This window comes from Neobacillus sp. MER 74 (genome assembly GCF_023714155.1).
In genome coordinates this window covers 133833-159538 of record NZ_JAMAUV010000001.1, presented here as the reverse complement: position 1 = coordinate 159538, position 25706 = coordinate 133833, and the positions used below count along the sequence as shown (strand labels likewise).

Here is a 25706-nt window from a genome sequence, read left to right as displayed (position 1 = left end):
CATTTTAAGATTATAGTAGACTTTTAGCAGTTTGAACAACATTTTCAGTCGTAAATCCAAATAGCTCCATGACTGCAGCGCCTGTTCCTGAAGCACCGAAAGTTTCAATCGATAATACTTTCCCTTCTAATCCTACATAGCGTTCCCAGCCAAGAGAGATACCCATTTCGAGTGCCACACGCTTTTTGATCGAAGCAGGGAGGACAAGCTCTTTATACTCCTTCGGTTGACGATCGAAAAGTTCCCAGCTTGGCATAGCGACAACGCGAACTGATACATTTTCTTTTTCAAGTTCAGCTTTCGCGTTAATGGCTAATGACACTTCCGAACCAGTTGCGATTAAGATAACCTCTGGTTGGTCATTTGTTTGGGTTAATACGTAAGCTCCCTTTGAAAGGTTGTCTAAACCCGCTTGTGTTTCTTGGAGCACAGGAAGGTTTTGACGACTTAGGACCATCGCAACAGGACCGTCTGTTTGTTTTAGTGCATATGCCCAAGCATTTGCTGTTTCGTTCGCATCTGATGGACGAATGACGGTTAGCCCTGGGATGGCACGAAGAGAAGCTAGCTGCTCAACTGGCTCATGCGTTGGACCATCCTCACCAACCGCAATTGAATCATGAGTAAATACATAAGTGACAGGAAGCTTTTGCAAGGCTGCCAGACGAATGGATGGTCTGAGATAATCATTGAAAACAAAGAATGTGCTTACAAATGGCTTTACTCCTCCATGAAGAGCTAAACCATTGCCAGCCGCTCCCATTGCGTGTTCCCGGACACCAAAATAAATATTCCGTCCGCTAAATGATTCTACCGCGAATGCTGCGTTTTCCTTGATATCTGTCATTGTGGAATGAGAAAGATCTGCGCTTCCTCCAAAAATAGAAGGAACTGATTTGACAAAATGGTTAATAGCTTCTCCGCTGGCTACACGAGTAGAGATTGTTTTACCTGTTTCAAATGTCAGGATGTCTTCTTCATTAATTAAAACCTCTCCCGTGATGGCTTGTTGCAGTTCTTTTGCTAATTCAGGATATGTCTCTTGATAAGACTGGAATAATGCATTCCATTGTTCTTCTTGACCCATTCCTCTTTGTTTTAGCTCTTCAAAATGTGCTTTAACCTCTTCTGGTACAAAGAAATCCTCTTCATAGTGCCAGCCATATACCTCTTTTGTTGCACGAGCTTCTTCTGCTCCAAGTGGATTTCCATGTGCCTTGTTTGATCCTGCCACTTTGGGACTTCCAAAACCAATCGTAGTTCTAATTTCGATCAAGGTTGGTTGGTTTACATTTTGTTTAGCTAGTGTAATAGCTTTTGAGATTTCTGCTACATCATTGCCATCTTCTACTCGTAAATATTGCCAATGAGCGGATTCAGTTCTCTTTTGTATGTCTTCTGAAAAGGAAAGGTTTAATTCACCGTCCAAAGAAATATCATTGGAGTCATATAATGCAATTAATTTTCCTAGTTTCATATGGCCAGCCATTGACATGGCTTCATAAGAGACGCCCTCCATTAAATCTCCATCGCCCACTAAAGCATATGTATAATGGTCAATGACAGGATATCCATCTTGATTGAATTTTGCAGCTAAATGCGCTTCAGCCATCGCCATTCCTACTGCATTTGCAATCCCTTGCCCTAATGGCCCAGTTGTTGCTTCAACACCGTCTGTGTGACCAAATTCTGGATGACCAGGTGTTTTGCTATTAAGTTTTCTAAAACTTTTTAAATCTTCTAAAGATACATTGTACCCAGCTAAATGAAGCAAACTATACAACAAGCTAGAGCCGTGTCCGGCAGAAAGAATAAAACGATCTCGATTAAACCATTTTGCATTTGCAGAATTATGATTTAGATGATTCGCCCAAAGTGCATAGGCCATTGGAGCAGCCCCCATAGGCAGGCCTGGATGACCGGAATTAGCACTATTGATCGCGTCAATTGATAAGGTGCGAATCGTATTTACAGCTAGTGTTTCGATACTATTATTCATCATTTTTCCTCCTCTTTATTCATATGATTTTAAATAATTGGTTTGTTTACTTGCCTCAAAGAATTTCTTGCTTTTGCATTTTAACGCAAGTTTTTTCTTATTCGTGAATATTCTATCTTTAAAAACAAGAAAAAACAAGAATAACTTTGCCTGTTTTTAAAAAAAATTTGTGAATTCAAGAAAAAATAATATAATATAAGAAAAAACATGCAAAAACACGGAGGCTGATCATTGTTATGCTGAGAAAAGAACGACAAAGCAAGATTTTACAAATACTTGAAAAAGAAGGGAAAGTCGTTGCTAAAGAATTAAGCATGAAATGGGATGTATCCGAGGACACAATTAGACGAGATTTAAGGGAAATGGATTCATTAGGTCTTCTCAAGAGAGTACACGGCGGGGCATTTCCTGCATCTGCGAGCGCTTTAACATTTTCTGAAAGAACGGAAGAAAATATAGATGCAAAAAAAGAATTAGCCTTAAAAGCAGTGAAAATAATTAAAGATGGACAAGTTCTTTTAATAGATGGAAGTACAACCAATCTTTTTCTGGCTCAAGAAATTCCACTAGAGTTTAAAGGGACCGTTATTACGAATAGTCCCTCTATTAGTTTGGCATTATCCAAACATCCAAATATTGATATCATCCTTTTGGGAGGAACCTTTTTTAAAGAATCTTTTGTGACTGTAGGATTAGATGTTATTGAAGTGCTTAAAAATATTAGAGCCGATCTCTGTTTTTTAGGAGTGTATTCTTTGCACCCTGACTTTGGTATCAGCATTCCTCATATAGAAGAGTCTTATGCTAAACGTCAGATGATTAAAAGTTCAAATAAGATCGCAACCCTGGTTACAAGAAGTAAACTTAATACGATTTCCAATTACTTGGTTGGTCCTGTTTCAGAACTTGATTACTTAATTACCGAAGACGGTCCATTAAGTCATAATTTAAATAAATACATGGAATTCGATATTGAAATCATTTGACTTTAGTTTAAGCCAACCAATTTACAAATTGACCCCTGTCTCAAATAAATGGAAATCCCCAAGGTACTGTCAGGATGATAGTGCCTTCATTATTTTTTTAATTCATACTTTACAGATAGGAATTATTGGGTTTATAATATTATTAATCTAATAAAAAATTTAATCAGACTGAATTTAAAGTTGATGGAAGCAAGGGAAGTTTGTTGAAAACAGAAGGAGTGTTTATGATGAGAAAAAATGATGAAAAAAAGCGGAACAAACTTATCAATAAACTAATTTTTTTAAATGTATATAATAAAGATGATCAACAGCTTTATAAATTTCCATTATCGAAATTAGAATATGAGTATAGGAAATTTAAATTACAAAACCATCCACATGGTGAGTTCGGCTCAATTCAATGGGTTTAAAATAGTCTAGCTTGTATGAAGGAATGTTAATTGTCTAAGACTGTATGGTGTTTCCGCACCTGCAGTCTTTTTTATATTTTTCAAGGCAGGAATTTAAAACCATTACAAAAGCATTCATATTAAATTTTCAAAATCTAAAAAACTATTAACATATTTAGACAAATGGAAGAGAAGAATATATACTTAATATCAGGAAAAAGCATGAAAAGAGGAGAAATAATGGATATAAAACGTCAAAATGTCGATTTTGGTAATTCTATCTTTCAAACCCTTGTAGATGGTTATTATTTTGAGGTTCCTACAAATGTCGTAGAAATAACGAAGGAAAAGGCAGACGGCCACTATCCGTCTACTTTTAATGATCCCCAATACCTTCTTCAAAATATGCTCATTTCAACTAAGATAGACGGTGTAGAGAAATATTATCTGGTGGGCGATTCAGCGGAAAAGCAGGTGTTAGGAAATATTCATATCAACAAGCTTCATGATAAAACAGAATCTGAGATTCCTTACGTGATGTTCCTGGCTTCAGTGGCCTATTACAATGTATTAAAAGGGAATGGTCAAGAAGATAATAGAGTGAACATTAATTATTTTTCAACCATGCTTCCAATTTGGTTACTTAAGAAAACGAACAAGTTCAGTGATATGCAGAATAAAATGGCCAGCCGATTTGAAGGGGAGCACCAAGTAGCGATTTTAACTCCAGGATTTGAAAGAGTTATTTCCATTCACGTCGAAACTAGCAAATGCCGGATTGAAAGCGAAGTTGCTCGTTGGGCAATTAAAAAAGATTTTGATTTGCAAGATCGTGAGGAAGCCAATTCATTTAATAATTATGAAACCCTAATTGTCGATTTAGGGGGAGGGACTGTTGATCTTGCTTTGCTTCAAGCCGGACTTCAAGCTCCTAAGAGCAGGGATTCATTAAACTGTTTTGCTGACATTTCGTACTTAAAGCATATCGATAAACTGAGAAGTGAAAAGTTACTTGAGTATTTTGAGGATGTTCGCTCGCTAGAAGAATTCATTATTAAAACAATCGAGAAAACAAAAATGGAGCAACAGGATGGAAATAGTGGTAAAAAAGTTGATCTTACAGAGCAAATCCATGAGTCATTAAGAGAGTACACGCAAATATTATTAACGAAAATTGAAAACACTTTCCCATCTCCTAAAGATAAAGTTTATAAATATGTTTATATAGGTGGAATCGCAGGGATTCTTAAACGCTTCATCGAGGAATCGATTGATACAAGGTATGGCGTCGAAATTAGAGAGCAAAATCATCTATTCCTACCTGATTCAAGAAAGTTAAATTTGTATGGACTAGAAATTCTAAGCAGGCATGAAACAAACGCTGTTTTCGCATAAGAAGGGGAGAAGAACGTATGAGCAACAAAGATCATCTTCTTGGTGATAAGTCCGCTTCCGGAGTAAACAATAGGGATTCCCATCTGGGTGCACAGATGTTTGCACCATTTTACGCTCTCTCAAACTTTTTTTTAACGGCTGCTAATCTCCAAACGGATGTGTTCAGATTAATGAAGATGGAGTCAGTAAGTAAAAACGAACATGTAGGGTTGACATTAAAAACTTCGAAAATCTCTCCAAAAGTGTATTCATTTCTTGAGCAAAAAGCCCAAGCAAATGAACTGGAGGATTATCTAACAAAGCTTGTTGAGAAGGATATGAATAAATTTGAAAAAGAAGAGACAATAGATACACTTCGTGAAGAGTTTTTAGCTAAGATCAATCAACTTAAACAAGAATTTGCCTCCCGTTTCGATGTTGGCAGAACTGGGGTCGGGTCCGTTCAAACAAACGAGTTACAGGATTTTGTAACAAAACTTGGTGAGCAAAAGTTAGATAAGGATCAATTCCAAACGTTGTTAAAATCCCTTCGCAGCGAGTTATTAAATGAAATTAATAGACTTAAAAGTGAACTTATTGTTCGTCCAGTTGATACTGCAAATCCAAGTAACACAACGGCCGTTGTGGAACAAGCTAATGAAGTGAACGATTTGAAAGAAGGTCAATTGCTCGAAAGTGATCGAGTTACAGGGACAATTAAAGAGATTATAGATATGGATTTTTAAAATATGAAGTAGCGGGACGATGTTCCACTACTTTTTTTAAATGATGGGTATTATGGTTTCCCTGTTTATGTATGGTTTTTTATTGAAGCTTCGATTTGGTGGGGAAAAGTAAAAGTCTCCTCCCTCATCCTAACTATTAAGTTTAAGTAATTTCCTGGAATTCTCGGAAGTGAATAAGGATGGCAGAGTTGAATAAGACGACATAAAAAAGATGATTTCATCATATTTATCACCAATTAGAGGTTAAAGAGGTGAAAATATGTTACGCAATGTTGGCAGAAGACTTATCTGGTTTCTGATCGGAAGCACGATCTATGCTACATTTATCGGGTATACCCTGTTTAAGGCTGGCCTCATATCACTTCCAGGTATTCCTAAATCTCAAGGAGCAATGAGTAATAAACATCCTAATCGAAATAGAAGAGTTGGTAGAATTCGAATTACTTAGAATATGATATCGTTGACTTTAATAGTGTCTCTGTAGCATTGCAATGTCACCATTTGAAGACTGCCAGATTATTAAGTTTATAAGAGGTTTGGGTTTCTTGCACCCCAATGTGCTAAAGGCCCAAACCTTTTTTTTTTGGTAATTGTTAAAAAATCTAGTTGACATAGAGATTCTTAATGGTAATTTAACTATAATTTAAGTTTATCTGATAATATAAATAATATATCTCAATCGAATACATAGAAAATAAATGATGAATTTTGAAAGGGGATACATAATTTTGAACTCAAAGTACCTAGACTTACTTGTCCAAAAATATGATTGTGAAGAAAAAGTAGTAACTGAAATTATTAATCTGGAAGCCATTCTTAATTTACCAAAGGGAACAGAACATTTTGTCAGTGATTTACATGGGGAATATCAGGCTTTTCAACATGTGTTAAGAAATGGTTCAGGGAATGTAAAAGAGAAAATCAGGGACTTGTTTCAAGATGTTTTATTTGAAAAAGAAATAAATGAATTTGCGGCATTAGTTTATTATCCTGAAGAAAAGTTACAAATAATTAAAAATCATTTTAGTAATGAAGAAGAATTAAACCAATGGTACATTGTAATCATTGAGCGGATGATAAGGCTTATTTCTCATGCATCCTCTAAATATACACGTTCGAAATTAAGAAAAGCATTACCGAGTCAGTTTGTGTTTATTATAGAAGAGCTGCTATACAAAACATACCAATCTACAAATAAAGAACAATATTATACGGAAATAGTCCAACAGATCATCTCTTTAGGTCAGGCAGATAAACTCATAACAGGGCTTGCCTATACCACACAGAGATTAGTTGTCGATCATCTTCATGTAGTGGGGGATATTTATGATCGTGGACCTGAACCTGATAAAATCATGGATACTTTGATCAATTATCATTCCGTTGATATTCAGTGGGGAAACCATGATGTATTATGGCTGGGTGCATTTGCTGGTTCAATGGTTTGTCTCGCTAATATCATACGGATCTGTGCGAGATACGACAATTTGGATATTATTGAAGATGTATATGGAATCAATCTTAGGCCCCTGCTGAATCTTGCGGAGAAATACTACGAGGACAATCCAGCTTTCAGGCCTAAGCTACATTCGGAAAAGAAATTATCGGACCATGAAAAATTACAAATAACGAAAATTCATCAAGCAATTGCGATGATTCAGTTTAAACTCGAAATGCCTATTATAAAGAGACGCCCGAATTTTAATATGTCCGAAAGGCTATTGCTTGAGAAAATTGATTATGACAAGAGCGAAATAACGATTAACGGGAGGACCTACCCTCTAGAAAATACTTGCTTTGCAACCATAAATCCGGAGCAGCCTGATCAATTATTAGAAGAAGAAAAGCAGGTTATGGAAAAATTATTATTTTCTATCCAGCATTCAGAAAAGCTTGCTAGACATATGAATTTCTTAATGAAGAAAGGGAGTCTGTATTTAAAATATAATGGGAACCTATTAATACATGGTTGTATTCCTCTTGATGAAGAAGGGAATATGGGAAAAATGGTGATTGAAAATAAAACCTATTCAGGTCGTGATTTACTGGATGTATTTGAACATTATTTGCGCCATTCTTTTGCACATCCTGAAGAGACAGATGATCTTGCGACAGATATGGTCTGGTATTTATGGACAGGAGAATATTCCTCACTCTTTGGAAAAAAAGAAATGACAACTTTTGAGAGGTACTTTATTAAGGATAAGTCCACTCATAGAGAGGGGAAGAATCCATACTATCATTTACGCGAAAATGAAGATTTTTGCCGCAGAATTCTAACTGAATTTGATCTGAATCCTGACCAGGGGCATATTATAAATGGACATACACCAGTGAAAGAAATTGAGGGAGAAAATCCAATTAAAGCAAATGGTAAGATGATTGTCATCGATGGCGGTTTCTCTAAAGCTTATCAATCAACAACAGGTATTGCAGGATATACATTACTCTATAATTCCTATGGTATGCAGCTCGTCGCACATAAGCATTTTAATTCAAAAGAAGATGTCCTGCTAAACGGTACTGATGTTTTATCAATAAAAAGATTGGTAGATAAAGAATTAAAGAGAAAAAAGGTAAGAGAAACAAATATTGGAGAGAAATTATTACAGGAAATCTCTATTTTGAATAATCTGAGAGAACATCGCTATATGGATTGACAATAATTATGACATGGGGCAGGAACACTGTCCCAGTTTTTTTGCATATAAAAAATCAAGTTTTGATAAATGGGGAGAAAAAAATAAGGAGAGGGGACATAGGTGTGTCCTCTCTCCTTATTATATTGTTTTTATATATTGCAATATAGAATTTAAGCTATGACAGGTTAGTCCCTTAATACCAATAAACGTTCTTCGATCTCGTTTATATTAATAGTCCTTTGTGAAACTCCTGTTTCCATTGCAGCCTTAGCTACTGCAGCGGCAACATGTGCAGCTACTCTAGGATCAAATGGATCCGGAATAACATAATCCGGGGTAAGCTCTTCATCCTCAATTAACCCAGCAATCGCATAAACAGCTGCTAGTTTCATTTCTTCGTTGATTTCTTTTGCACTAACATCTAAAGCACCGCGGAAAATGCCAGGGAATGCTAATACGTTATTGACTTGATTTGGAAAGTCCGAACGGCCTGTCCCGACAACAAATGCTCCAGCTTCCTTTGCTTCTTCCGGCATGATTTCCGGAATCGGATTTGCCATTGCAAATATAATAGAATCACGATTCATCGAACAAACCATTTCTTTTGTAACGGCTCCAGCTGCTGATACTCCAACAAATACATCCGCCCCAACAAGAGCATCTGCCAGTGTACCTTGCTTTTGTTCTTTATTAGTGATGCGTGCCAGTTCCTCCTTAAAACGATTCATCCCATCTGGGCGACCTTCATAAATGATTCCTTTTGTATCACATAAAATAACATCTTTTACACCCATATTAAGCAGCAGCTTAACGATCGCTACCCCTGCAGCACCTGCGCCGTTTGCAACAACACGAATATCTTCTAATTTTTTGTCAACGAGTTTCAACGCATTAATTAACCCTGCAGCGGTAACAATGGCTGTGCCATGCTGATCATCATGGAAAATTGGAATATTACAAATTTTTCTCAATCTGTCTTCGATTTCGAAGCATTGCGGTGCAGCAATATCTTCCAAATTCACACCACCAAAAGTCGGCTCTAATAATTTAACGACCTCGACAATCTTGTCTGGATCTGATGTATCTAAGCAAATTGGGAATGCATCAACATCTGCAAATGATTTGAATAATAAGGCTTTCCCCTCCATGACTGGCATAGCGGCTTTAGGTCCAATATTTCCAAGCCCTAATACAGCTGTTCCGTTGGAGACAACAGCAACGAGGTTCCCTTTTATTGTATAGTCATACACTTTGTTTTCATCTTTATAAATTTCCATACACGGCTCAGCAACCCCAGGAGAATAAGCAAGGCTCAAATCCTTTGCATCACGCAAGGGGACCTTTGACATAACGCCAAGTTTTCCTTGCTTTTCCTTATGTATCCTTAATGCTTCTTCATGTAAAATTGACATAAATTTTTTTCTCTCCCATTTATTAATCATTATTTGTGTTGCGCCTTTATTAAAAAAATATAAGTTACTATACGGATGATAATAATATAGTTTTCAGAATAATAAAAATTGATAAAAATTATACTTATCTATAAGAAATTTTTATATGGAAAAAAAAGGATTTTCTTGTGGAGTGATCATCCTAGATTGCAGCCCATTAAAGTATTTTTCTCTTTTCTAATAAAATGAAAAAAAAGAGAAGAGAAACGTCACTATCGCGTTTCCCTTCTTTTGGTTATCTATTTATTTCAACATACTATCTAAATAGCGGATTACTTCAACTGGTTTTCCGGAAACTTTCTCATCCCGTTCTTGATCTTTAACTAGCTTTTCTTTTGCTATCCTTAATACTTTTTCCTCAATAGCTTTCGGAACGACTACAACCCCATCAGCATCCGCTACAATGATATCTCCGGGGCTTACTGAGGTTCCACCGCAAGAAATCGGCACGTTTACTTCTCCCCAACCACCCTTAGCACTGGATGCAACAGTCGTACCTTTGCAGAAGACTGGAAAATTAAGCTTTTTTACACCAAGGATGTCACGAATAACCCCATCGGTTACGATCCCTGCAATTCCTAATGTTTGTGAAAGTCCAAGGATAAAATCCCCTGCAATGGTACGATAGCTATCACCTTTGGCATCCACTACGAGAATATCTCCTGGCTTGGCTTCACGAATCGCACGTAACACGCATTGATTATCACCAACAGGCATTTTTACAGTATAGGCACGACCTGCTATTCTGTATTCCTCTTTTAATGGTTTAATTAATGGATCCATGTTATTTAATCCTTGCATTGTGTCAGAAATGCATGTGGTTGGAATCCCTTGAAATGCTGAAACAAACTCGCTCATTGAGTTGCCCTCCTTTAATATTGTAATAGAAAGTTATTCTATACTACTAAAAACATTGGACTTTAAATAATAGTAAAAAATAATGGATGAATAAAACCAAAAGGAATCTGAAAAAGGGGTGTAAAATTTCATGTCACCATTAATCCTATTCAATTAGATAGGTAATTATGAGAGAGTTTACATTTTTGAAGATAGGGGAGGGGAGACAAAGGTCTAAGATGAAATGGATTTACGTAAACCTATTAAAAAAAGAGAGGAAATATCCTCTCTCCATGAATAAACTAAAAATAGACTCTGCACTTTATATTAAGTTATCTGAAGACTCTACTCTTTAAGCGTTCTGCTAAAGGTACTACAATGATGCCTGCTATTACGACCTGCATGATGTTACCAGGGATGGAGCCGAATGGCTGTATCCAATTGCTATAAAGGATCACTTCTGCAAAATAATAGCCAACAACCTTAATTATTAATGCGGTGGCAATTGCTAGAGTGTTAACAAACATTTTATTGCCAGGTACTTTTTCGGAAATAAGTCCGACTACAAAGCCCATTGCACCTACGATGATAAATGTGAATGGGGACCAAATAGCCCAGCCTGAGATTAGATCGAAGAACCCCATACCGAAAGCTCCAGCTATGGCTCCTGTTTTCTTGCCGTAAACCAGGGCAGCAATAAAAAGTGGAACGTTGCCCAGATGGATAAGCCCTCCGTTACCCATAATTGGGAGCTTAATGTTAATGAACATCGTAGCTAAAAGAGTTAGGGCAATGAATAATGCATTGATGACAATGACTTTTGTCTTAGATGTTGTTTTTGGTGGTGAGAATGTGGATTCCATATGTTAACCCCTTCTTTTTTAAAAAATAATATCATACAAATAATATTTAATAAATGGAATTTTGAAACATTTATTAGATTTTAAGGTAATTTTCCACATCTACCGTTAAAGAAAATCCATATAAATAGGAGTAAAAGAAAATAGGAGTAGAAATCATTGGACAAACAAAATAGCAGATTTAGATGGATTGTATTTGCTTCTGTCATGTTTACTTATTTATTGATGGCGAGCCAACGAACTGCACCGGGGTTGATTACAGAACAAGTGATGAAGGATTTTAATGTAACTGCTACAACGATTGGTTTACTTACAAGTATACAATTTTTTGTATACACAGGATTGCAAATCCCAATGGGTATTTTGGCAGATCGGTATGGACCCAATTTTTTCCTCGTGATAGGTGCCATACTTACTGGCATAGGTACAATCATGTATAGTCTTGGTACCGATGAAATTGTCCTGTTTTTGGCCAGAATACTGACGGGGACGGGGGATGCGACCATTTGGGTAAATATGGTGTTAATTTTGGGTCAATGGTTTAAAGTAAAGGAATTTGTTCGATTAATTGGTTTGGCGGGAATGACGGGAAGTCTAGGTTTCCTTTTTGCAACAGTCCCGTTCTCCATATTAATTAACTTACTTGGTTGGAGGGGGGCATTTTTTTCAGCTGGACTGCTTTTATGTCTGTGTGGAATCCTTCTTTATTTTGTTCTTATAAAAAAACCAAAACAAATCTTTCTTACCAAATCGGCCGCTGTTAAAAAAGTGATACCACGTGAAAAAACGTTTACGATACTACGAAGAATATTCTCGAATCGACAAGCGTGGGCTTTATTTTTTTGTCACTTTGGGATTGTAGGTGCATATGTGGGATTTATCGGTTCGTGGGCAGTGCCTTATGGGATGGATGTCTATGGAATGACTCGTTCATATGCAAGTCAACTTATTATGATTGGACTGATTGGAGCACTTATTGGTGCTCCTCTAACTAGTTGGATTTCAAGTCGATTAGACACAATTAAACGACCTTATGTTATTGTTCATACTATGATTTTATTGAGTTGGTCCTTCTTTCTTTTATTTAAGGGGAATCCACCCTTTTCCGTGCTCGTTCTGCTTTTCTTTATCATTGGCTTTGGTTACGGGGCAAGTGCCTTAACTTTTGCTGTCGTTCGCCAATCTTTTCCGATGATAGAATCCGGCATTGTATCGGGGTTTGCGAATACAGGCGGATTTCTAAGTGCGGTATTGCTGCCAAGCATTTTTGGATATATTTTGGATCATTTTCTGACAGCTTCAGGTAGTGTGGGTAATGGATACTACTACGGTTTCATTACTCCAGTTATCTTCTCTATGATTGGTGTGATAGGCGTGATTTGTATTAAGGAAAAGCGCCAGATGAAAAACATGACTCAAAATTAATAAGAGTCGTGTTTTTTTATTCTATATTTGGCTAACAAACAAGAGTTCAAAACTTCTGTCATTTGCAACATTTACATAGATATTGTTAGAAAGTTCGAATGTATGGACATCTCTTCTAATAAAGTAAATGTAACGGGAGTAAAAAGGCTTCTTAACCAGAGAACAGCCGGCTAGTTTTATATTATTTTAACTAATGTAACTAAGTGTTTTTAATAAAGGGGAGGGGTTAAATGCTGCATATTGTAGCCTGTATCAAGCAAGTGCCTGACACCAAAATTATTAAGATGAATCCAAAAACAAACACGATGGACCGCAGGACAGCGCCCGCGATCTTGAATCCGTATGATGCTCATGCTGTTGAAGAGGCGGTTCGTCTAAAGAATAGGTATGGAGGAATCGTATCTGTTGTAACAATGGGGCCGCCTCCAGCGGTTACCGCTATTAAAAAGTGTATTGAGATAGGTGCCGATGAGGGATATTTAATCACGGACCGCCGGTTTGCAGGTGCGGATACATTGGCAACGAGCTATGCCGTAACAAAAGCGATTGAAAAAATTGCAAAAACGAAACCCGTTGATTTAATCATTTGCGGGAAAATGTCCATCGATGGAGATACCGGGCAAGTCGGACCCGGAATTGCTCGACGTCTTGATATTCCACCCCTTACGTCTGTGAATAAAGTAGCGGAAGTAAATCAAGAGGAAGGATATGCTATTGTTCATCGCAAGTTTGAGGAAGGATATGAAGTCGTAAGGTCCACATTGCCATGTCTGTTTTCTGTTGAAAAAACAATTAATGAAGTACCCTATTCTCCGCTGCCAAACATGCTGAAAGCAGCCAGATATAATCCTCACATCTGGTCTGTCGATGACTTGGAAGAGGTAGATATTAAACAGCTTGGATTGAAGGGATCTCCAACGATTGTTTCCAAAGTATGGGCTCCGCAGAAACCGGCAGGGGGTACGTTCCTTGAAGGTAGCCCATCTGCACAAGTTGAGCAATTGCTCTCTGTCCTGCTAGAAAAGAAAGAGTTGTTTGAAACAAAGGAGGGAGTGTAATTGGATTTCAAAGATTACAAAGGTGTTTGGGTATTTATTGAACAAAAGGATGGTGTAGTTGCTTCCGTATCCCTAGAACTACTGGGTGCCGGTAGGAAGTTGGCAGACAAGCGGGGAGTGGAATTGGCCGGTATTCTAATCGGGGAAAATGTTAAACAATTAACAAAGACCATTTTTGAATATGGAGCCGATACCGTGTATGTATATGATCAACCTATCTTTAAACATTACCGGACTGAAACTTTCATGAAGGCGCTGCTGGAGTGTGCTGACAAATATAAACCAGAAATTATTCTCTACGGGGCCACCTCAACAGGAAAAGACCTGGCAAGTGCTGTTGCCACCGATCTTCCGACAGGTTTGACAGCGGATACAACGGAACTTGATGTGGAAGAGGAAACCGGTTTACTACTGGCGAGCAGACCGGCTTTTGGCGGAAATATAATGGCGACTATTTTATGTAAAAAATACCGGCCGCAAATGGCGACAGTACGCGCTAAAGTCATGAAGGCACTGGACCCGGTGCCGGGGAGAAGCGGCAAGATTGTTGAGGAAACTATACCCCTGAAGGAAGAAGATATTCGGACAAAGGTCTTGGAAATTGTAAAGGAAACAGTAAAGAAAGTTCGAATCGACGAAGCGGACATTATTGTTGCAGGTGGGAAAGGATTAGGGAGCTTCGAAGGATTTCAGATCATCCACCAATTGGCTGAAACGCTTGGAGGAGCGGTTGGTGCAAGCAGAGATGTAGTAGAAGCGGGTTGGATCGACCATGCTCATCAAGTGGGGCAAACCGGTGTAACGGTAACACCAAAAATATATTTTGCAATTGGAATCTCCGGAGCAATTCAACATATTGTGGGAATGAAAAACTCCGGGTTAATTATTGCCATAAATAAGGACAAAGAGGCTCCCATTTTTCAGAATTGCCATTATGGAATTGTGGGCGATGCCTTCGAAATCGTTCCTATTCTAATCGAGCAGTTTAAAAATGCTTTAACTAGAGAAAAGGTAAGCCAAACCAGAGAAGTTTAATCCAATGATGTCAGGGCAGCCTCGTGTGCTTGTTGGGAAACCCAATGAAGCAAACGAGGCTTTTTTAGAAGAAATTGATTTTTATAGTTGAAGTAAAGATCGTATCTGATTTCCAAATATTGTTGGAAAAATAAGCATATTGTTTTATCATTAAAATCATAAATATACTAACGTCGAGGAATGAAGGGGATTGTGTTAAATGCAGGTTAGAGAAATTATCGAGAATGAATATTTAGAAGCAATGAAACTATCAATGTATGCTTTTCAATATAAGATCCCGGAAGTTGATATACCGGCTAGAAAAGAATCAATAAAAAGTCATACTATTCTAGGAATATGGGACGATGAGAACATACTGGCTGCCAAACTTCATATTATTCCACTCACCATATTCATGGGGGATGCTGAATGGAAAATGGGTGGGGTTGCAGGAGTTGCTACATACCCTGAATTTAGAAGAAACGGTTATGTAAACGCACTTATTATCGAGTCCTTAAAGCATATGCGAAACAATAATCAGATTGTATCGCTGTTACACCCATTTGATATCTCTTTTTACCGGAAATATGGTTGGGAGGTTTTAAGTGAACAGAAGAAATTAACGTTTGAAAAAGTAAACCTTAAGTTCCTTGAAACGCAGACAGGTTTTATAAAGAGATATTCCAAAGAGTCCCATAATGAGGAGATTGAAATGATTTACCAGCAATTTTCCACGCAACATACCGGAATGTTAAAACGCGATACAAATTGGTGGAAAAAACACGTTTATAATGAGGATTCGCAGCTTGCTGTATATTACCATTCCTCGAACGAGGCAAAGGGCTATCTTCTGTACCAGGTGAAGGATAGAAAAATGGAGGTGGAGGAGCTGGTTGCTCTTGACCACGATGCGAGAAAAGGGCTATGGAATTTTATCTGCCAGCATGACTCCATGGTTGAAACAGTTACTATGACTCTTGCAACTCACGATCCATTTCCTTATTTTCTGCCCCAGCCAAAGGTGAAAAATGAGTTAGCTCTCTATTTTATGGCAAGGGTTATCGACGCTGAAGCATGTTTACTGAAATTTCCGTTCCTACAAGAAAATGAGCCACTGTTCCTCCATCTTGAAGATACACATGCACCATGGAATAATGGGAGTTATCTGCTAGGAAAGGGAGAAATCAGGGTGTTTAAAGATAAAACGGGAAGTCAGTGTGTTCATCCTCCCAAAAAAGGGATTCAATTAAGTATTAATTCTCTTTCAGCGATTCTATTCGGGTACAAGAGACCGATGGACCTTTTTGAAATGGGATATTTGAAAGGTTCCAAGACTGAGATTGATCTATTCGAAAAAAAGATTCCAGCGATGAAATCGTCATTTTTTGATTTCTTTTAACTTAACGCCAATAAAAATATTCATTCAGGCCCTACCTTTTGTTAGGGCTATTTTTTGTTATTCAAAAAAAGAAAATTCTAAATTTTATTTATTATTTGATTGACAATGGAATATGTCTATGAGAATATAGCGTTGTGAATACGCTTTCAATTTTTAGATAATTTAATAGTTTACGATTGATTGTATTGGGAGAGAGTGACGAATGTCGCCGCCGACGGAGCAAGTTCCATAAAATCCTTGGAATTAATCTCTCAGGTAAAAAGAACCATTACATGACGTAGCTCTGGAGAGTGCATATTTCTGTATATGCCACCAAAGGGGATCCGCTTTTATGCGGAACAAACTTTCAGGTAAAAGGACAGAGAAGGTGAAACATTGCCTTCTTCTGTCCTTTTTTTGTTGCAAAAATTAACAAAATAATTATTAATCACTACTAAACCCTACATTAGCAATAGCCATATAAAGTGAAGATCATCAAAAACACTTCTTAAATGGCTTTTTTATAACTTTTTTTCTACTGATTAAGGAATTAACTCATTTTTAAAATAAGGAGGATAAAGAATTTTAATCGGATGGGACTGACCTTTTTCAAAATAAAAAAGTAGAGGGTGGGAATTCATATGCAGGAACAGAAATTGGATAGAGGCCTAAAAAATAGGCACGTACAATTAATCGCTATTGGTGGAGCAATCGGAACAGGATTATTTCTAGGTGCCGGAAAATCTATACATTTAGCTGGTCCATCAATATTATTTGCTTACTTAATTACAGGTGTAATTTGCTTTTTGATCATGCGGGCACTTGGGGAACTGCTCTTAACCAATTTGAACTATCATTCTTTTGTTGACTTTGTAAGAGACTATTTAGGTAATATGGCAGCTTTTATCACAGGATGGACCTACTGGTTTTGCTGGATATCAATTGCAATGGCAGACTTAACAGCAGTTGGTCTTTATACCCAATATTGGTTTCCTTCTGTACCACAGTGGATGCCAGGATTAATTGCGCTTGTCATCTTGCTAGTTATGAACCTCGCTACTGTCAAACTTTTCGGCGAAATGGAATTCTGGTTCGCATTAATTAAAGTCATCGCGATACTGGCACTCATTGTCATCGGTGTGTTCATGATTATTAAAGGCTTTTCTACCAATGCAGGAGCATCCAGTTTCACGAATTTATGGAGCCATGACGGCTGGTTTCCAAATGGCATAAATGGGTTTATTCTCTCATTCCAGATGGTTGTGTTTGCGTTTGTTGGCATAGAACTAGTAGGACTTACAGCAGGTGAAACCGAAAACCCAGAAAAAGTAATACCAAAGGCCATCAATAATATTCCTATTCGAGTTTTAATTTTCTACGTTGGAGCCCTTATTGTCATCATGAGTATTTATCCATGGAACGCGATAAATCCTGCGAAAAGCCCATTTGTTCAAGTCTTCGTGGCGGTTGGAATCGCTGCAGCTGCTGGTATTGTCAATTTTGTCGTTCTAACTTCCGCGGCTTCGGCATGTAACAGTGCCATCTTTAGTACAAGCCGGATGGTATACTCACTTGCCAGAGATAAAAATGCACCTGTACCATTTACAAAACTTACTTCCCGTAAAGTACCTTCAAATGCATTGCTCTTTTCAACTGTGGTCATTTTAATTGCCGTTGTGTTGAACTATGTTATGCCAGAAGGAGTATTTACCCTAATAACAAGTATTTCTACCGTATGTTTCATCTTTATTTGGGGTATTACAATTATCAGCCATTTGAAATACCGAAAAACAAGACCAGATCTAGCAAAAATAAACAAATTTAAATTGCCGCTTTATCCATTTTCTAATTACTTGATCCTAGCTTTTCTAGCATTTGTTCTGGTTGTGCTTGCACTTGCAGAAGATACTCGCGTTGCCTTGTTTGTAACTCCAGTTTGGTTTATTTTACTAATTGCCATCTATAAGATGCGGAATATGAAGGCAAACTATGCAGATCAAGTCAATCAGGAAAAGATAGCAGAAAATTAATACCTAACTCAAAAATGTCTTATGATCCATTTTTGATACCGTTTTCAAAAAAAGCTTGACTTGGTTTCCAGTAACAATTATTCTGAAAATAATAAAAAAATAGAGCGGATGACGGTTGTGGGAGAGTGCAATTTTTACACGCCACCGAAGGAGCAAGTTCCAAAAAAACCCTTGGAATTAATCTCTCAGGTAGATGGAACCACAGCGGGACGCAACTCTGGAGAGCGCATTAAATTTATGCCACCAAAGGGGAATGTTCGTAACAGAACTAAACTCTCAGGTAAAAAGGACAGAGAAGGGAATATGAAGCTTTTTGCTTCCCCTTCTTCTGTCCTTTTTTGCGTGCAAAAAAGCAGATGTTTGAAGCATAAAGGGGAGCCTGAACAATATTTCAAGGAGGAGTTAACATGAGTTTACAACAGAATGATCAAACCATTTTTGAAGCGATTAAAAAGGAGCAGGATCGTCAGCATCAAACATTGGAGTTGATTGCATCGGAAAACTTCGTTAGCCAAGATGTCCTAGAAGCAATGGGAAGTGTGATGACCAATAAATATGCAGAAGGCTATCCAGGAAAGCGTTACTATGGCGGATGTGAATTTGTCGATGTGGCAGAACAAGCAGCTATTGATCGTTTAACAAAGCTGTTTGGTGCTAAATATGCAAACGTTCAACCTCACTCAGGTGCACAAGCTAACTTTGCTGTTTTTTTCGCACTTCTTCAGCCTGGCGATAAAATCATGGGAATGAACCTTTCACAAGGTGGACATTTAACGCATGGAAGTCCTGTTAGTGTTTCAGGAAAATGGTTTGAGGTTGTGTCCTATGGCGTCAAAGAAGACACTCATTTGATTGATTATGATGAACTGGAAGAAGTTGCGAAAAAAGAACAGCCAAAATTGATTATTGCAGGGGCAAGTGCTTACCCAAGAACAATTGATTTTGCACGCTTTAGACAAATTGCAGATCAAGTGGGTGCAAAATTCATGGTGGACATGGCGCATATTGCAGGACTCGTTGCTGCTGGTCTTCATCCATCGCCAGTTCCATACGCAGATGTTGTGACAAGCACCACTCATAAAACGTTGAGAGGACCTCGAGGCGGTATCGTTTTATCAAACAATGAAGAGATTATTAAAGCGATTAATAAATCTGTGTTCCCAGGAATTCAAGGCGGCCCCCTTATGCACATCATTGCAGCTAAAGCAGTTGCTTTCAATGAGGCTTTACAACCAAGCTTTAAAGATTATGCGAAACAAATCATTGATAATGCAGCAGCACTAGCGGATACGTTAAAGAAAGAAGGAGCAACCCTTGTCTCTGGAGGTACAGACAATCACATTGTTCTTTTAGATGTTCGCCCGTGGAACTTAACAGGAAAAGAAGCAGAGAAATTGTTAGAAGAAGCAGGAATTACTGTTAACAAAAACACGATTCCTTTTGACCCTGCAAGCCCATTTGTCACAAGTGGAATCCGTATGGGAACTGCTGCTTTAACAACTCGCGGAATGAAGCAGGATGATATGGAGAAGATCGGTAAAGTAATCGCTGCTGTTCTGAAGAATAAAGGTAATCTTGAAGTTCTTAAACAAGCAAAAGAAACGACTAAAAATATTTGTGGTAACTATCCACTATTTCAACAGTTAATTACTGTTTAAGAAGGAGACATTCCATGGAATTTCAAAGTTGCTTTGATATAATCGGCCCGATTATGGTTGGGCCCTCGAGTTCACATACAGCAGGTGTTGTGTCAATCGGAAAATTTATATTTGAACTATTAGGTCGTTGTCCAGAAGAGACAAAAATTGTATTTTACGATTCCTTTGCTGAAACGTACCAAGGACATGGAACAGATAAAGCGCTTATCGGCGGATTGCTTGGTATGAATACCGACGATTCACGAATAAAAAATTCGTTGGAGTGGGCAAAAGAGGAAGGTATGCAGTACCATTTCGAGTTTGAAGACAAATGTACTTTTTATAACCATCCCAATACAACGATTGTGACAGCCAAATGCAATAATCGGGCTGTAAAAGTTGGAGGGGTATCCCTTGGCGGTGGTTTATCCAAAATCTTTATGATTAACGGAAGAAAAGTGGATATTCGGTTAAGTTCAGGCGATGATTTTACGTCCCTTGCTAGTCATTTCCAACCAAACGAGAAAGTATTTATGGAGGCAATTTAATGGAAATTAAGTCCATGGCAGAACTGATTGAAGCTTGTGAAAGAGAACAAAAAACCATTGGTCAAATCATGTTGATGTTGGAAGCGAAAAAGTCGGGAAGAGACGAAGAAACCATTATCAGCATGATGGAAGAACGATTGATCAAAATGAAGGAGGCCGTCGATAGCGGAATTAAAGACGGCTCAACAGCACCAAGTGGTATCTCCGGCGGTGATGCGGTGAAAATGTATAACTATATGACTCAGGGCAATCCCTTGTCAGGAAATTACATTAGTAATGCCATGACGTTTTCATTAGCTACATCTGAAAGCAATGCACGTATGGGGATTATTGTTGCTACACCAACTGCGGGAGCAGCTGGAATTTTACCTGGTGTATTGTTTTCACTTTATAAAAATGACACCTATTCATATAAAGATTTAGTCATGGGCTTATTTACTGCAAGTATGCTAGGTTACGTGATTGCTAACCGTTCCTTTATTTCAGGAGCAGCAGGAGGCTGCCAAGCAGAAGTGGGATCCGCAACGGCAATGGCTGCGGGGACAATCGTAGAGTTAAAAGGCGGTACACCACAACAAGCTGTAAATGCAACCGCAATTGCTATGAAATCATTATTAGGCTTGGTGTGTGATCCGGTTGCAGGACTTGTTGAAGTACCTTGTATTAAACGAAATGTCATTGGTACCTCGATTGCCTTTTCTGCTGCCGATCTATCACTTGCTGGTGTGGAAAGCCGGATTCCATGTGACGAAGTCATAGAAGCGATGTATAAGGTTGGAAAGGAAATGCCAAGGACACTAAGGGAAACCGCACTTGGCGGGCTGGCGATGACCGAAACAGGTAAAAAGGTAAAAGAACAGTTATTTTGTCGGAAATCTAAATCGGAGGTAACACAATGACTACTAATACATTGTTAAAACGGACACCCTTATTTGAAACATATAAAAAACATGGCGCAAAGGTCATCGATTTTGGCGGCTGGGAGCTTCCGGTACAGTTTTCAAGTATTTTAGAAGAGCATGAGTCAGTACGTAACCGAGCAGGACTTTTTGATGTCTCTCATATGGGTGAAGTAGTGGTAGAGGGAAAAGATGCAGAAAGCTACATAAACTATCTGGTCACAAACGATGTGACGAAGCTCAGTATCAATCAGGCACAGTATACTGCAATGTGCTACCAGAACGGCGGAACGGTCGATGATTTACTAGTTTATAAATTAACGCATGATAAATATTTACTGGTCATCAATGCGGCCAACATTGATAAAGACTTTGAATGGATGAAGCAACATGTAAAAGGAGAGGTAACACTCAAAAATATCTCCAATGAAATTGCGCAGCTAGCCATTCAAGGACCAGAGGCTGAACGTATTTTGCAAAAACTAACGGAAACCAATCTATCTGAAATTGGCTCATTTAAATTTGCACAACATGTTAATGTTTCCGGAATAACAGATATCCTCGTATCACGTACAGGTTATACAGGTGAAAATGGTTTTGAGCTTTATTTAGCAGCTGGTCAGGCGGAAGCACTATGGGAAAAATTGATAGAAGCAGGGTGTGAAGATGGCTTAAAGCCATGCGGATTGGGTGCACGTGACACCCTTCGTTTAGAGGCACGTCTTGCACTTTATGGTCAAGAACTGTTAAGCGATATTAGTCCCCTTGAAGCAGGAATCGGCTTCGCGGTGAAAACCAATAAAGAAAGTGATTTTATTGGAAAAGAGGCACTTTTAAGACAAAAAGAAGAGGGATTAAAACGCAAATTAGTAGGAATTGAAGTTACTGGTCGTGGGATTCCCCGTCACGGTTATAAAGTAGTTTCAGAGAGTGGAGAGGAAATTGGTGTCATTACATCGGGAACACAATCACCCACTCTAAAGAAAAGTATTGGTCTTGCTCTTATATCAGCGGAGTATGCACAAGTTGACACACAAATAAAAGTAGAAATCCGTAATAAACAAATTGATGCAGTAGTAATTAAGACACCGTTTTATAAAATGGGTTAATAAAATCATAGAATTCGATACCCACAGTACTTAATTACATGATAGATGGTCAAATTCAAATACAAAAATGAAGGGAAGTAAAATTATGACAAACGCAACTGCAAGTTTACTATATAGCAAGGAACACGAATGGGTATTACAACTAGACGGAAATCGGGTACGAATTGGAATTTCTCATTTTGCACAAAAACAATTAGGGGATATCGTGTTTGTTGAAACTCCGGAGGTAGATGATGAAGTTACAGTGGAGGAATCGATGGGCACCATCGAATCGGTTAAAGCCGTTTCTGAAATTTACGCTCCAGTATCAGGCACGGTTATTTGTGTAAACGAGGATTTAAACGATAGTCCTGAGACAATCAATGAACAGCCATATGATGCAGGGTGGTTAGTAGAAGTGGAACTATCCAATCCAGAGGAGTTAAAATCCCTTTTAAATGAAAATGAGTACCAGGCATATATTGAAGGAGGGGAATAAGATGACCAACACATTTAGATACCTTCCTGATACGAAACAAGATCAAGAGGAGATGCTCTCATTTTTAAACATGTCTTCCATCGATGATTTATTTGAGGACATTCCAAAAGAAATACGTTTAGAGGGTGAGTTAAACATTCCAGAAGCGGTTCCAGAGCCGCTTCTGTTGAAAAAAATGCAACAGCTTGCTTCCAAAAACAAAAGTGCAAATAACTATCCAACCTTTCTTGGTGCAGGTACATATGATCACTACATTCCAAGCGTGGTAAATCATATGATTTCACGTTCAGAATTTTACACAGCTTATACGCCATATCAACCGGAAATCAGTCAAGGTGAATTGCAAGCCATTTTTGAATTCCAGACAATGGTTTGTGAGTTAACAGGAATGGATGTTGCCAACTCTTCCATGTACGATGGCTTTACATCACTTGCAGAAGCTGCTTCACTTGCTATTTCATCAACAAGGCGTTCAAAAGTGCTTGTTTCAAAAGCGGTTCATCCTGAATCACGAGCAATATTAAATACAGTAGCACGCGGCCAAGAATATGCAGTAGAAGAAGTCAATCTTGTTGATGATGTCACCGATTTAAGAGGACTAAAAGAACAAATGGATAAGAGCATTGCCGCCGTTATTGTTCAATACCCGAATTTCTTCGGATCGATTGAAGATTTGGCAGAAATTAAAAAAATTGCGGATACACAAGGAGCATTACTCATTGTAAGTGCTAATCCATTGGCACTTGCGCTTCTGCAGTCACCAGGTAAACTCGGGGCAGATATTGTGGTGGGTGATATGCAGCCATTAGGAATACCGATGGCCTTTGGAGGCCCACACTGCGGTTATTTCGCAGTTCACAAAAAATTTATGCGTAAAGTACCGGGGCGGATTGTAGGACAAACAAGGGATGAGCAAGGAAAACGTGGATTTGTGTTAACGCTGCAAGCACGTGAACAGCATATTCGCCGTGATAAAGCGTCTTCTAATATTTGTTCCAATCAGGCATTAAATGCACTTGCTTCTTCTATTTGCATGTCTGCACTTGGAAAGCAAGGAATTCGACAAATGGCCCAGCTAAACGTTGAGAAAGCCGATTATATGGCAAAGTGTTTGCAAAAGGCAGGTTTTATCATTATCAATCAATCACCATTTTTTAATGAATTTGTGGTAGAACTTCCTCGTTCGGTCAAAGAGGTCAACACCAAACTGCTTGAGGCGGGAATCATCGGAGGATTTGATTTAGAAAGTGATTATAGTTTTGACAATCAAATGCTTATTGCAGTAACAGAGCAGAGAACAAAAGAAGAGATTGACCAATTTGTAAAAGTATTGGAGGAAGTTGTAAATGATTGAATATAATGAGCTAATCTTTGAAATTAGTCGTGAAGGTCGTATGGGTTCAAGCCTGCCGGAAACTGACGTCGATCGTATTGATTTAAACACGAAATACCCGAAGCATTTGATTCGTGATATACCAGCCGAGCTCCCGGAAGTATCAGAACTTCAGCTTGTCCGTCATTACACAGCGCTTTCCAACCGAAACCACGGAATTGATAATGGGTTCTATCCATTAGGTTCTTGTACGATGAAATACAACCCGAAAATTAACGAAGATGTTGCCCGTTTTGATGGCTTTAGCCGCATACACCCTTATCAGCCGGCAGAAACGGTTCAGGGCGCTTTAGAGCTTTTATATAATTTGCAGGAAGAATTAGCAGAGATCACCGGCATGGATTCAGTAACGTTACAGCCTTCTGCAGGAGCACAGGGAGAATGGACTGGCTTAATGATGGTAAAAGCCTATCTTGAACAAAAAGGAGAAAAAAGAACAAAGGTCCTTGTTCCGGACTCCGCGCATGGTACAAACCCTGCCAGTGCAACGGTTGCCGGGTTTAAAACAGTCACCATTCCTTCCAATGAAAATGGATTGGTCGACTTAGAAGAATTAAAAAAGCATGTGGATCAGGATACAGCTGCATTGATGCTGACAAATCCTAATACACTTGGATTGTTTGAGAAAGAAATTTTGGAAATTGCCAAAGTTGTTCATGAAGCAGGCGGCTTATTATACTACGATGGAGCAAATGCCAACGCCATTCTTGGAAAAACAACACCGGGTCATATGGGATTTGATATTGTGCATTTAAATCTTCATAAGACGTTCACGACTCCACATGGCGGTGGCGGCCCAGGAGCTGGTCCAGTCGGTGTGAAAAAGAAACTCATTCCGTACTTACCTGTCCCACGTATTGAAAAAGATGGTGAGAAATATGTACTGAACTCGAATCATCCGCTATCAATTGGCCGTGTAAAAGGATATTATGGAAACTTTGGAATTTTGGTTCGTGCTTATACCTATATTCGTACGATGGGACCTGTGGGATTACGTCAAGTTTCTGAGGGGGCAGTGCTTCATGCGAACTACCTCCGTAAAAAACTTGAACCATATTTTGATGCTCCGTATTCCCAAGTGTGTAAACATGAATTTGTCTTATCCGGTTCTAGACAGAAAAAACTGGGTGTAAGAACTCTTGATATGGCAAAACGGCTCCTTGATTTTGGCTATCATCCACCGACCATCTACTTCCCGCTGAATGTTGAGGAGTGTTTGATGATTGAACCTACAGAAACGGAGTCAAAGGAAACAATGGATGCCTTTGCCGATGTGATGATAAAAATTGCAAAAGAAGTAGAAGAAAACCCAGAGATTGTTTTAGAGGCACCACACACGACAGTCATCGGCCGGTTGGATGAAGTACAAGCGGCGAGACAACCAATCTTACGATATATAATAGAAGAAACTAATCAAAAGGTAACAGTAAAATCTTAAACGAATGATCATTGA

The 25706-nt window shown here is 38.4% G+C and carries 22 protein-coding genes and 2 riboswitches; of the genes, 18 read left to right on the top strand and 4 right to left on the bottom strand.

All coding sequences use genetic code 11. From position 1 onward, the window contains the following. Positions 1-10: 10 nt before the first annotated feature. Positions 11-1999, bottom strand: coding sequence for a transketolase (tkt, locus tag M3610_RS00725; RefSeq protein WP_251456717.1), 1989 nt, complete (start codon positions 1997-1999; stop codon positions 11-13). Positions 2000-2235: 236 nt separating this feature from the next. On the opposite strand from tkt, the gene M3610_RS00720 reads away from it, so the two are divergent. The 6 genes from M3610_RS00720 (at position 2236) to fbp (ending at position 8154) form a co-directional block, all read left to right on the top strand. Continuing rightward, a complete protein-coding gene (locus M3610_RS00720) occupies positions 2236-2985 on the top strand; it encodes a DeoR/GlpR family DNA-binding transcription regulator (protein WP_098575129.1) in 750 nt (249 codons plus the stop codon). A gap of 224 nt (positions 2986-3209) precedes the next feature. Next, positions 3210-3395: a Fur-regulated basic protein FbpA gene (locus M3610_RS00715; RefSeq protein ID WP_251456034.1), complete on the top strand. Its 186-nt coding sequence runs from the start codon at positions 3210-3212 to the stop codon at positions 3393-3395. Between the two features lie 219 nt (positions 3396-3614). Continuing rightward, complete coding sequence (locus tag M3610_RS00710) at positions 3615-4769, top strand: ParM/StbA family protein (protein ID WP_098575131.1); 1155 nt, start codon at positions 3615-3617, stop codon at positions 4767-4769. A 17-nt stretch (positions 4770-4786) separates the two neighbouring features. Then, positions 4787-5494, top strand: coding sequence for a hypothetical protein (locus M3610_RS00705; RefSeq protein WP_098575132.1), 708 nt, complete (start codon positions 4787-4789; stop codon positions 5492-5494). A 259-nt stretch (positions 5495-5753) separates the two neighbouring features. Next, positions 5754-5942, top strand: a complete 189-nt coding sequence (locus tag M3610_RS00700; protein WP_098575133.1) for a hypothetical protein — start codon at positions 5754-5756, stop codon at positions 5940-5942. A 280-nt stretch (positions 5943-6222) separates the two neighbouring features. Continuing rightward, positions 6223-8154, top strand: a complete 1932-nt coding sequence (gene fbp / locus M3610_RS00695; protein ID WP_251456033.1) for a fructose-1,6-bisphosphatase — start codon at positions 6223-6225, stop codon at positions 8152-8154. Positions 8155-8321: 167 nt separating this feature from the next. Here the strand turns inward: fbp and ystJ are convergent, their stop codons facing one another. The 3 genes from ystJ to M3610_RS00680 all read right to left on the bottom strand — a co-directional run bounded on the left by ystJ (position 8322) and on the right by M3610_RS00680 (position 11287). Continuing rightward, positions 8322-9548, bottom strand: coding sequence for an NADP-dependent malic enzyme (gene ystJ / locus M3610_RS00690; RefSeq protein ID WP_098575135.1), 1227 nt, complete (start codon positions 9546-9548; stop codon positions 8322-8324). A gap of 282 nt (positions 9549-9830) precedes the next feature. Then, positions 9831-10445, bottom strand: coding sequence for an RraA family protein (locus M3610_RS00685; RefSeq protein ID WP_251456031.1), 615 nt, complete (start codon positions 10443-10445; stop codon positions 9831-9833). A 311-nt stretch (positions 10446-10756) separates the two neighbouring features. After that, positions 10757-11287: an ECF transporter S component gene (locus M3610_RS00680; protein WP_251456030.1), complete on the bottom strand. Its 531-nt coding sequence runs from the start codon at positions 11285-11287 to the stop codon at positions 10757-10759. Between the two features lie 156 nt (positions 11288-11443). Here M3610_RS00680 and M3610_RS00675 point away from each other — a divergent pair, with 156 nt between their 5' ends. From M3610_RS00675 to gcvPB, 12 genes are all read left to right on the top strand, one after another. Further along, positions 11444-12709, top strand: coding sequence for an MFS transporter (locus M3610_RS00675; RefSeq protein WP_251456029.1), 1266 nt, complete (start codon positions 11444-11446; stop codon positions 12707-12709). Positions 12710-12939: 230 nt separating this feature from the next. Beyond that, a complete protein-coding gene (locus M3610_RS00670) occupies positions 12940-13767 on the top strand; it encodes an electron transfer flavoprotein subunit beta/FixA family protein (protein ID WP_098575139.1) in 828 nt (275 codons plus the stop codon). Continuing rightward, positions 13768-14802, top strand: a complete 1035-nt coding sequence (locus M3610_RS00665; protein WP_251456028.1) for an electron transfer flavoprotein subunit alpha/FixB family protein — start codon at positions 13768-13770, stop codon at positions 14800-14802. Between the two features lie 199 nt (positions 14803-15001). Continuing rightward, the gene (locus M3610_RS00660) at positions 15002-16180 is read left to right on the top strand and encodes a GNAT family N-acetyltransferase (RefSeq protein ID WP_251456027.1); all 1179 of its coding nucleotides are present in this window, start codon (positions 15002-15004) and stop codon (positions 16178-16180) included. 176 nt (positions 16181-16356) lie between these two features. Beyond that, positions 16357-16458, top strand: a riboswitch (glycine riboswitch). Between the two features lie 342 nt (positions 16459-16800). Continuing rightward, complete coding sequence (locus tag M3610_RS00655) at positions 16801-18189, top strand: amino acid permease (RefSeq protein WP_251456025.1); 1389 nt, start codon at positions 16801-16803, stop codon at positions 18187-18189. Between the two features lie 207 nt (positions 18190-18396). Beyond that, a riboswitch (glycine riboswitch) is annotated at positions 18397-18492 on the top strand. Between the two features lie 104 nt (positions 18493-18596). Continuing rightward, positions 18597-19847, top strand: a complete 1251-nt coding sequence (gene glyA, locus M3610_RS00650) for a serine hydroxymethyltransferase (protein WP_251456024.1) — start codon at positions 18597-18599, stop codon at positions 19845-19847. A 14-nt stretch (positions 19848-19861) separates the two neighbouring features. Further along, a complete protein-coding gene (locus tag M3610_RS00645; RefSeq protein ID WP_251456023.1) occupies positions 19862-20374 on the top strand; it encodes a serine dehydratase beta chain in 513 nt (170 codons plus the stop codon). Continuing rightward, positions 20374-21273 (top strand): L-serine ammonia-lyase, iron-sulfur-dependent, subunit alpha, encoded by a 900-nt coding sequence (sdaAA, locus tag M3610_RS00640; RefSeq protein ID WP_251456022.1) that lies wholly within the window; start codon positions 20374-20376, stop codon positions 21271-21273. Before M3610_RS00645 ends, sdaAA begins: the two co-directional genes overlap by 1 nt. Then, positions 21270-22382, top strand: a complete 1113-nt coding sequence (gene gcvT / locus M3610_RS00635; protein WP_251456021.1) for a glycine cleavage system aminomethyltransferase GcvT — start codon at positions 21270-21272, stop codon at positions 22380-22382. The genes sdaAA and gcvT overlap by 4 nt, the downstream gene beginning before the upstream one ends. Before the next feature lie 85 nt (positions 22383-22467). Then, positions 22468-22860 carry a glycine cleavage system protein GcvH gene (gene gcvH / locus M3610_RS00630; RefSeq protein ID WP_144552414.1) on the top strand — a complete coding sequence of 131 codons (393 nt, stop codon included), beginning with the start codon at positions 22468-22470 and terminating at the stop codon, positions 22858-22860. A 1-nt stretch (position 22861) separates the two neighbouring features. Further along, positions 22862-24214: an aminomethyl-transferring glycine dehydrogenase subunit GcvPA gene (gene gcvPA, locus M3610_RS00625; RefSeq protein WP_251456019.1), complete on the top strand. Its 1353-nt coding sequence runs from the start codon at positions 22862-22864 to the stop codon at positions 24212-24214. Further along, positions 24207-25691, top strand: a complete 1485-nt coding sequence (gene gcvPB, locus M3610_RS00620) for an aminomethyl-transferring glycine dehydrogenase subunit GcvPB (protein WP_251456017.1) — start codon at positions 24207-24209, stop codon at positions 25689-25691. The genes gcvPA and gcvPB overlap by 8 nt, the downstream gene beginning before the upstream one ends. Positions 25692-25706 lie beyond the last annotated feature (15 nt).

Coding starts and splice junctions, on each gene's coding strand:
- M3610_RS00645 (WP_251456023.1), top strand. CDS start 19,862: ATGGAATTTCAAAGTTGCTTTGATATAATCGGCCCGATTATGGTTGGG.
- M3610_RS00670 (WP_098575139.1), top strand. CDS start 12,940: ATGCTGCATATTGTAGCCTGTATCAAGCAAGTGCCTGACACCAAAATT.
- M3610_RS00720 (WP_098575129.1), top strand. CDS start 2,236: ATGCTGAGAAAAGAACGACAAAGCAAGATTTTACAAATACTTGAAAAA.
- gcvPA (WP_251456019.1), top strand. CDS start 22,862: ATGACCAACACATTTAGATACCTTCCTGATACGAAACAAGATCAAGAG.
- gcvPB (WP_251456017.1), top strand. CDS start 24,207: ATGATTGAATATAATGAGCTAATCTTTGAAATTAGTCGTGAAGGTCGT.
- glyA (WP_251456024.1), top strand. CDS start 18,597: ATGAGTTTACAACAGAATGATCAAACCATTTTTGAAGCGATTAAAAAG.
- M3610_RS00655 (WP_251456025.1), top strand. CDS start 16,801: ATGCAGGAACAGAAATTGGATAGAGGCCTAAAAAATAGGCACGTACAA.
- M3610_RS00680 (WP_251456030.1), bottom strand. CDS start 11,287: ATGGAATCCACATTCTCACCACCAAAAACAACATCTAAGACAAAAGTC.
- M3610_RS00700 (WP_098575133.1), top strand. CDS start 5,754: ATGTTACGCAATGTTGGCAGAAGACTTATCTGGTTTCTGATCGGAAGC.
- ystJ (WP_098575135.1), bottom strand. CDS start 9,548: ATGTCAATTTTACATGAAGAAGCATTAAGGATACATAAGGAAAAGCAA.
- M3610_RS00685 (WP_251456031.1), bottom strand. CDS start 10,445: ATGAGCGAGTTTGTTTCAGCATTTCAAGGGATTCCAACCACATGCATT.
- gcvT (WP_251456021.1), top strand. CDS start 21,270: ATGACTACTAATACATTGTTAAAACGGACACCCTTATTTGAAACATAT.
- M3610_RS00705 (WP_098575132.1), top strand. CDS start 4,787: ATGAGCAACAAAGATCATCTTCTTGGTGATAAGTCCGCTTCCGGAGTA.
- tkt (WP_251456717.1), bottom strand. CDS start 1,999: ATGAATAATAGTATCGAAACACTAGCTGTAAATACGATTCGCACCTTA.
- M3610_RS00660 (WP_251456027.1), top strand. CDS start 15,002: ATGCAGGTTAGAGAAATTATCGAGAATGAATATTTAGAAGCAATGAAA.
- M3610_RS00715 (WP_251456034.1), top strand. CDS start 3,210: ATGATGAGAAAAAATGATGAAAAAAAGCGGAACAAACTTATCAATAAA.
- sdaAA (WP_251456022.1), top strand. CDS start 20,374: ATGGAAATTAAGTCCATGGCAGAACTGATTGAAGCTTGTGAAAGAGAA.
- gcvH (WP_144552414.1), top strand. CDS start 22,468: ATGACAAACGCAACTGCAAGTTTACTATATAGCAAGGAACACGAATGG.
- M3610_RS00710 (WP_098575131.1), top strand. CDS start 3,615: ATGGATATAAAACGTCAAAATGTCGATTTTGGTAATTCTATCTTTCAA.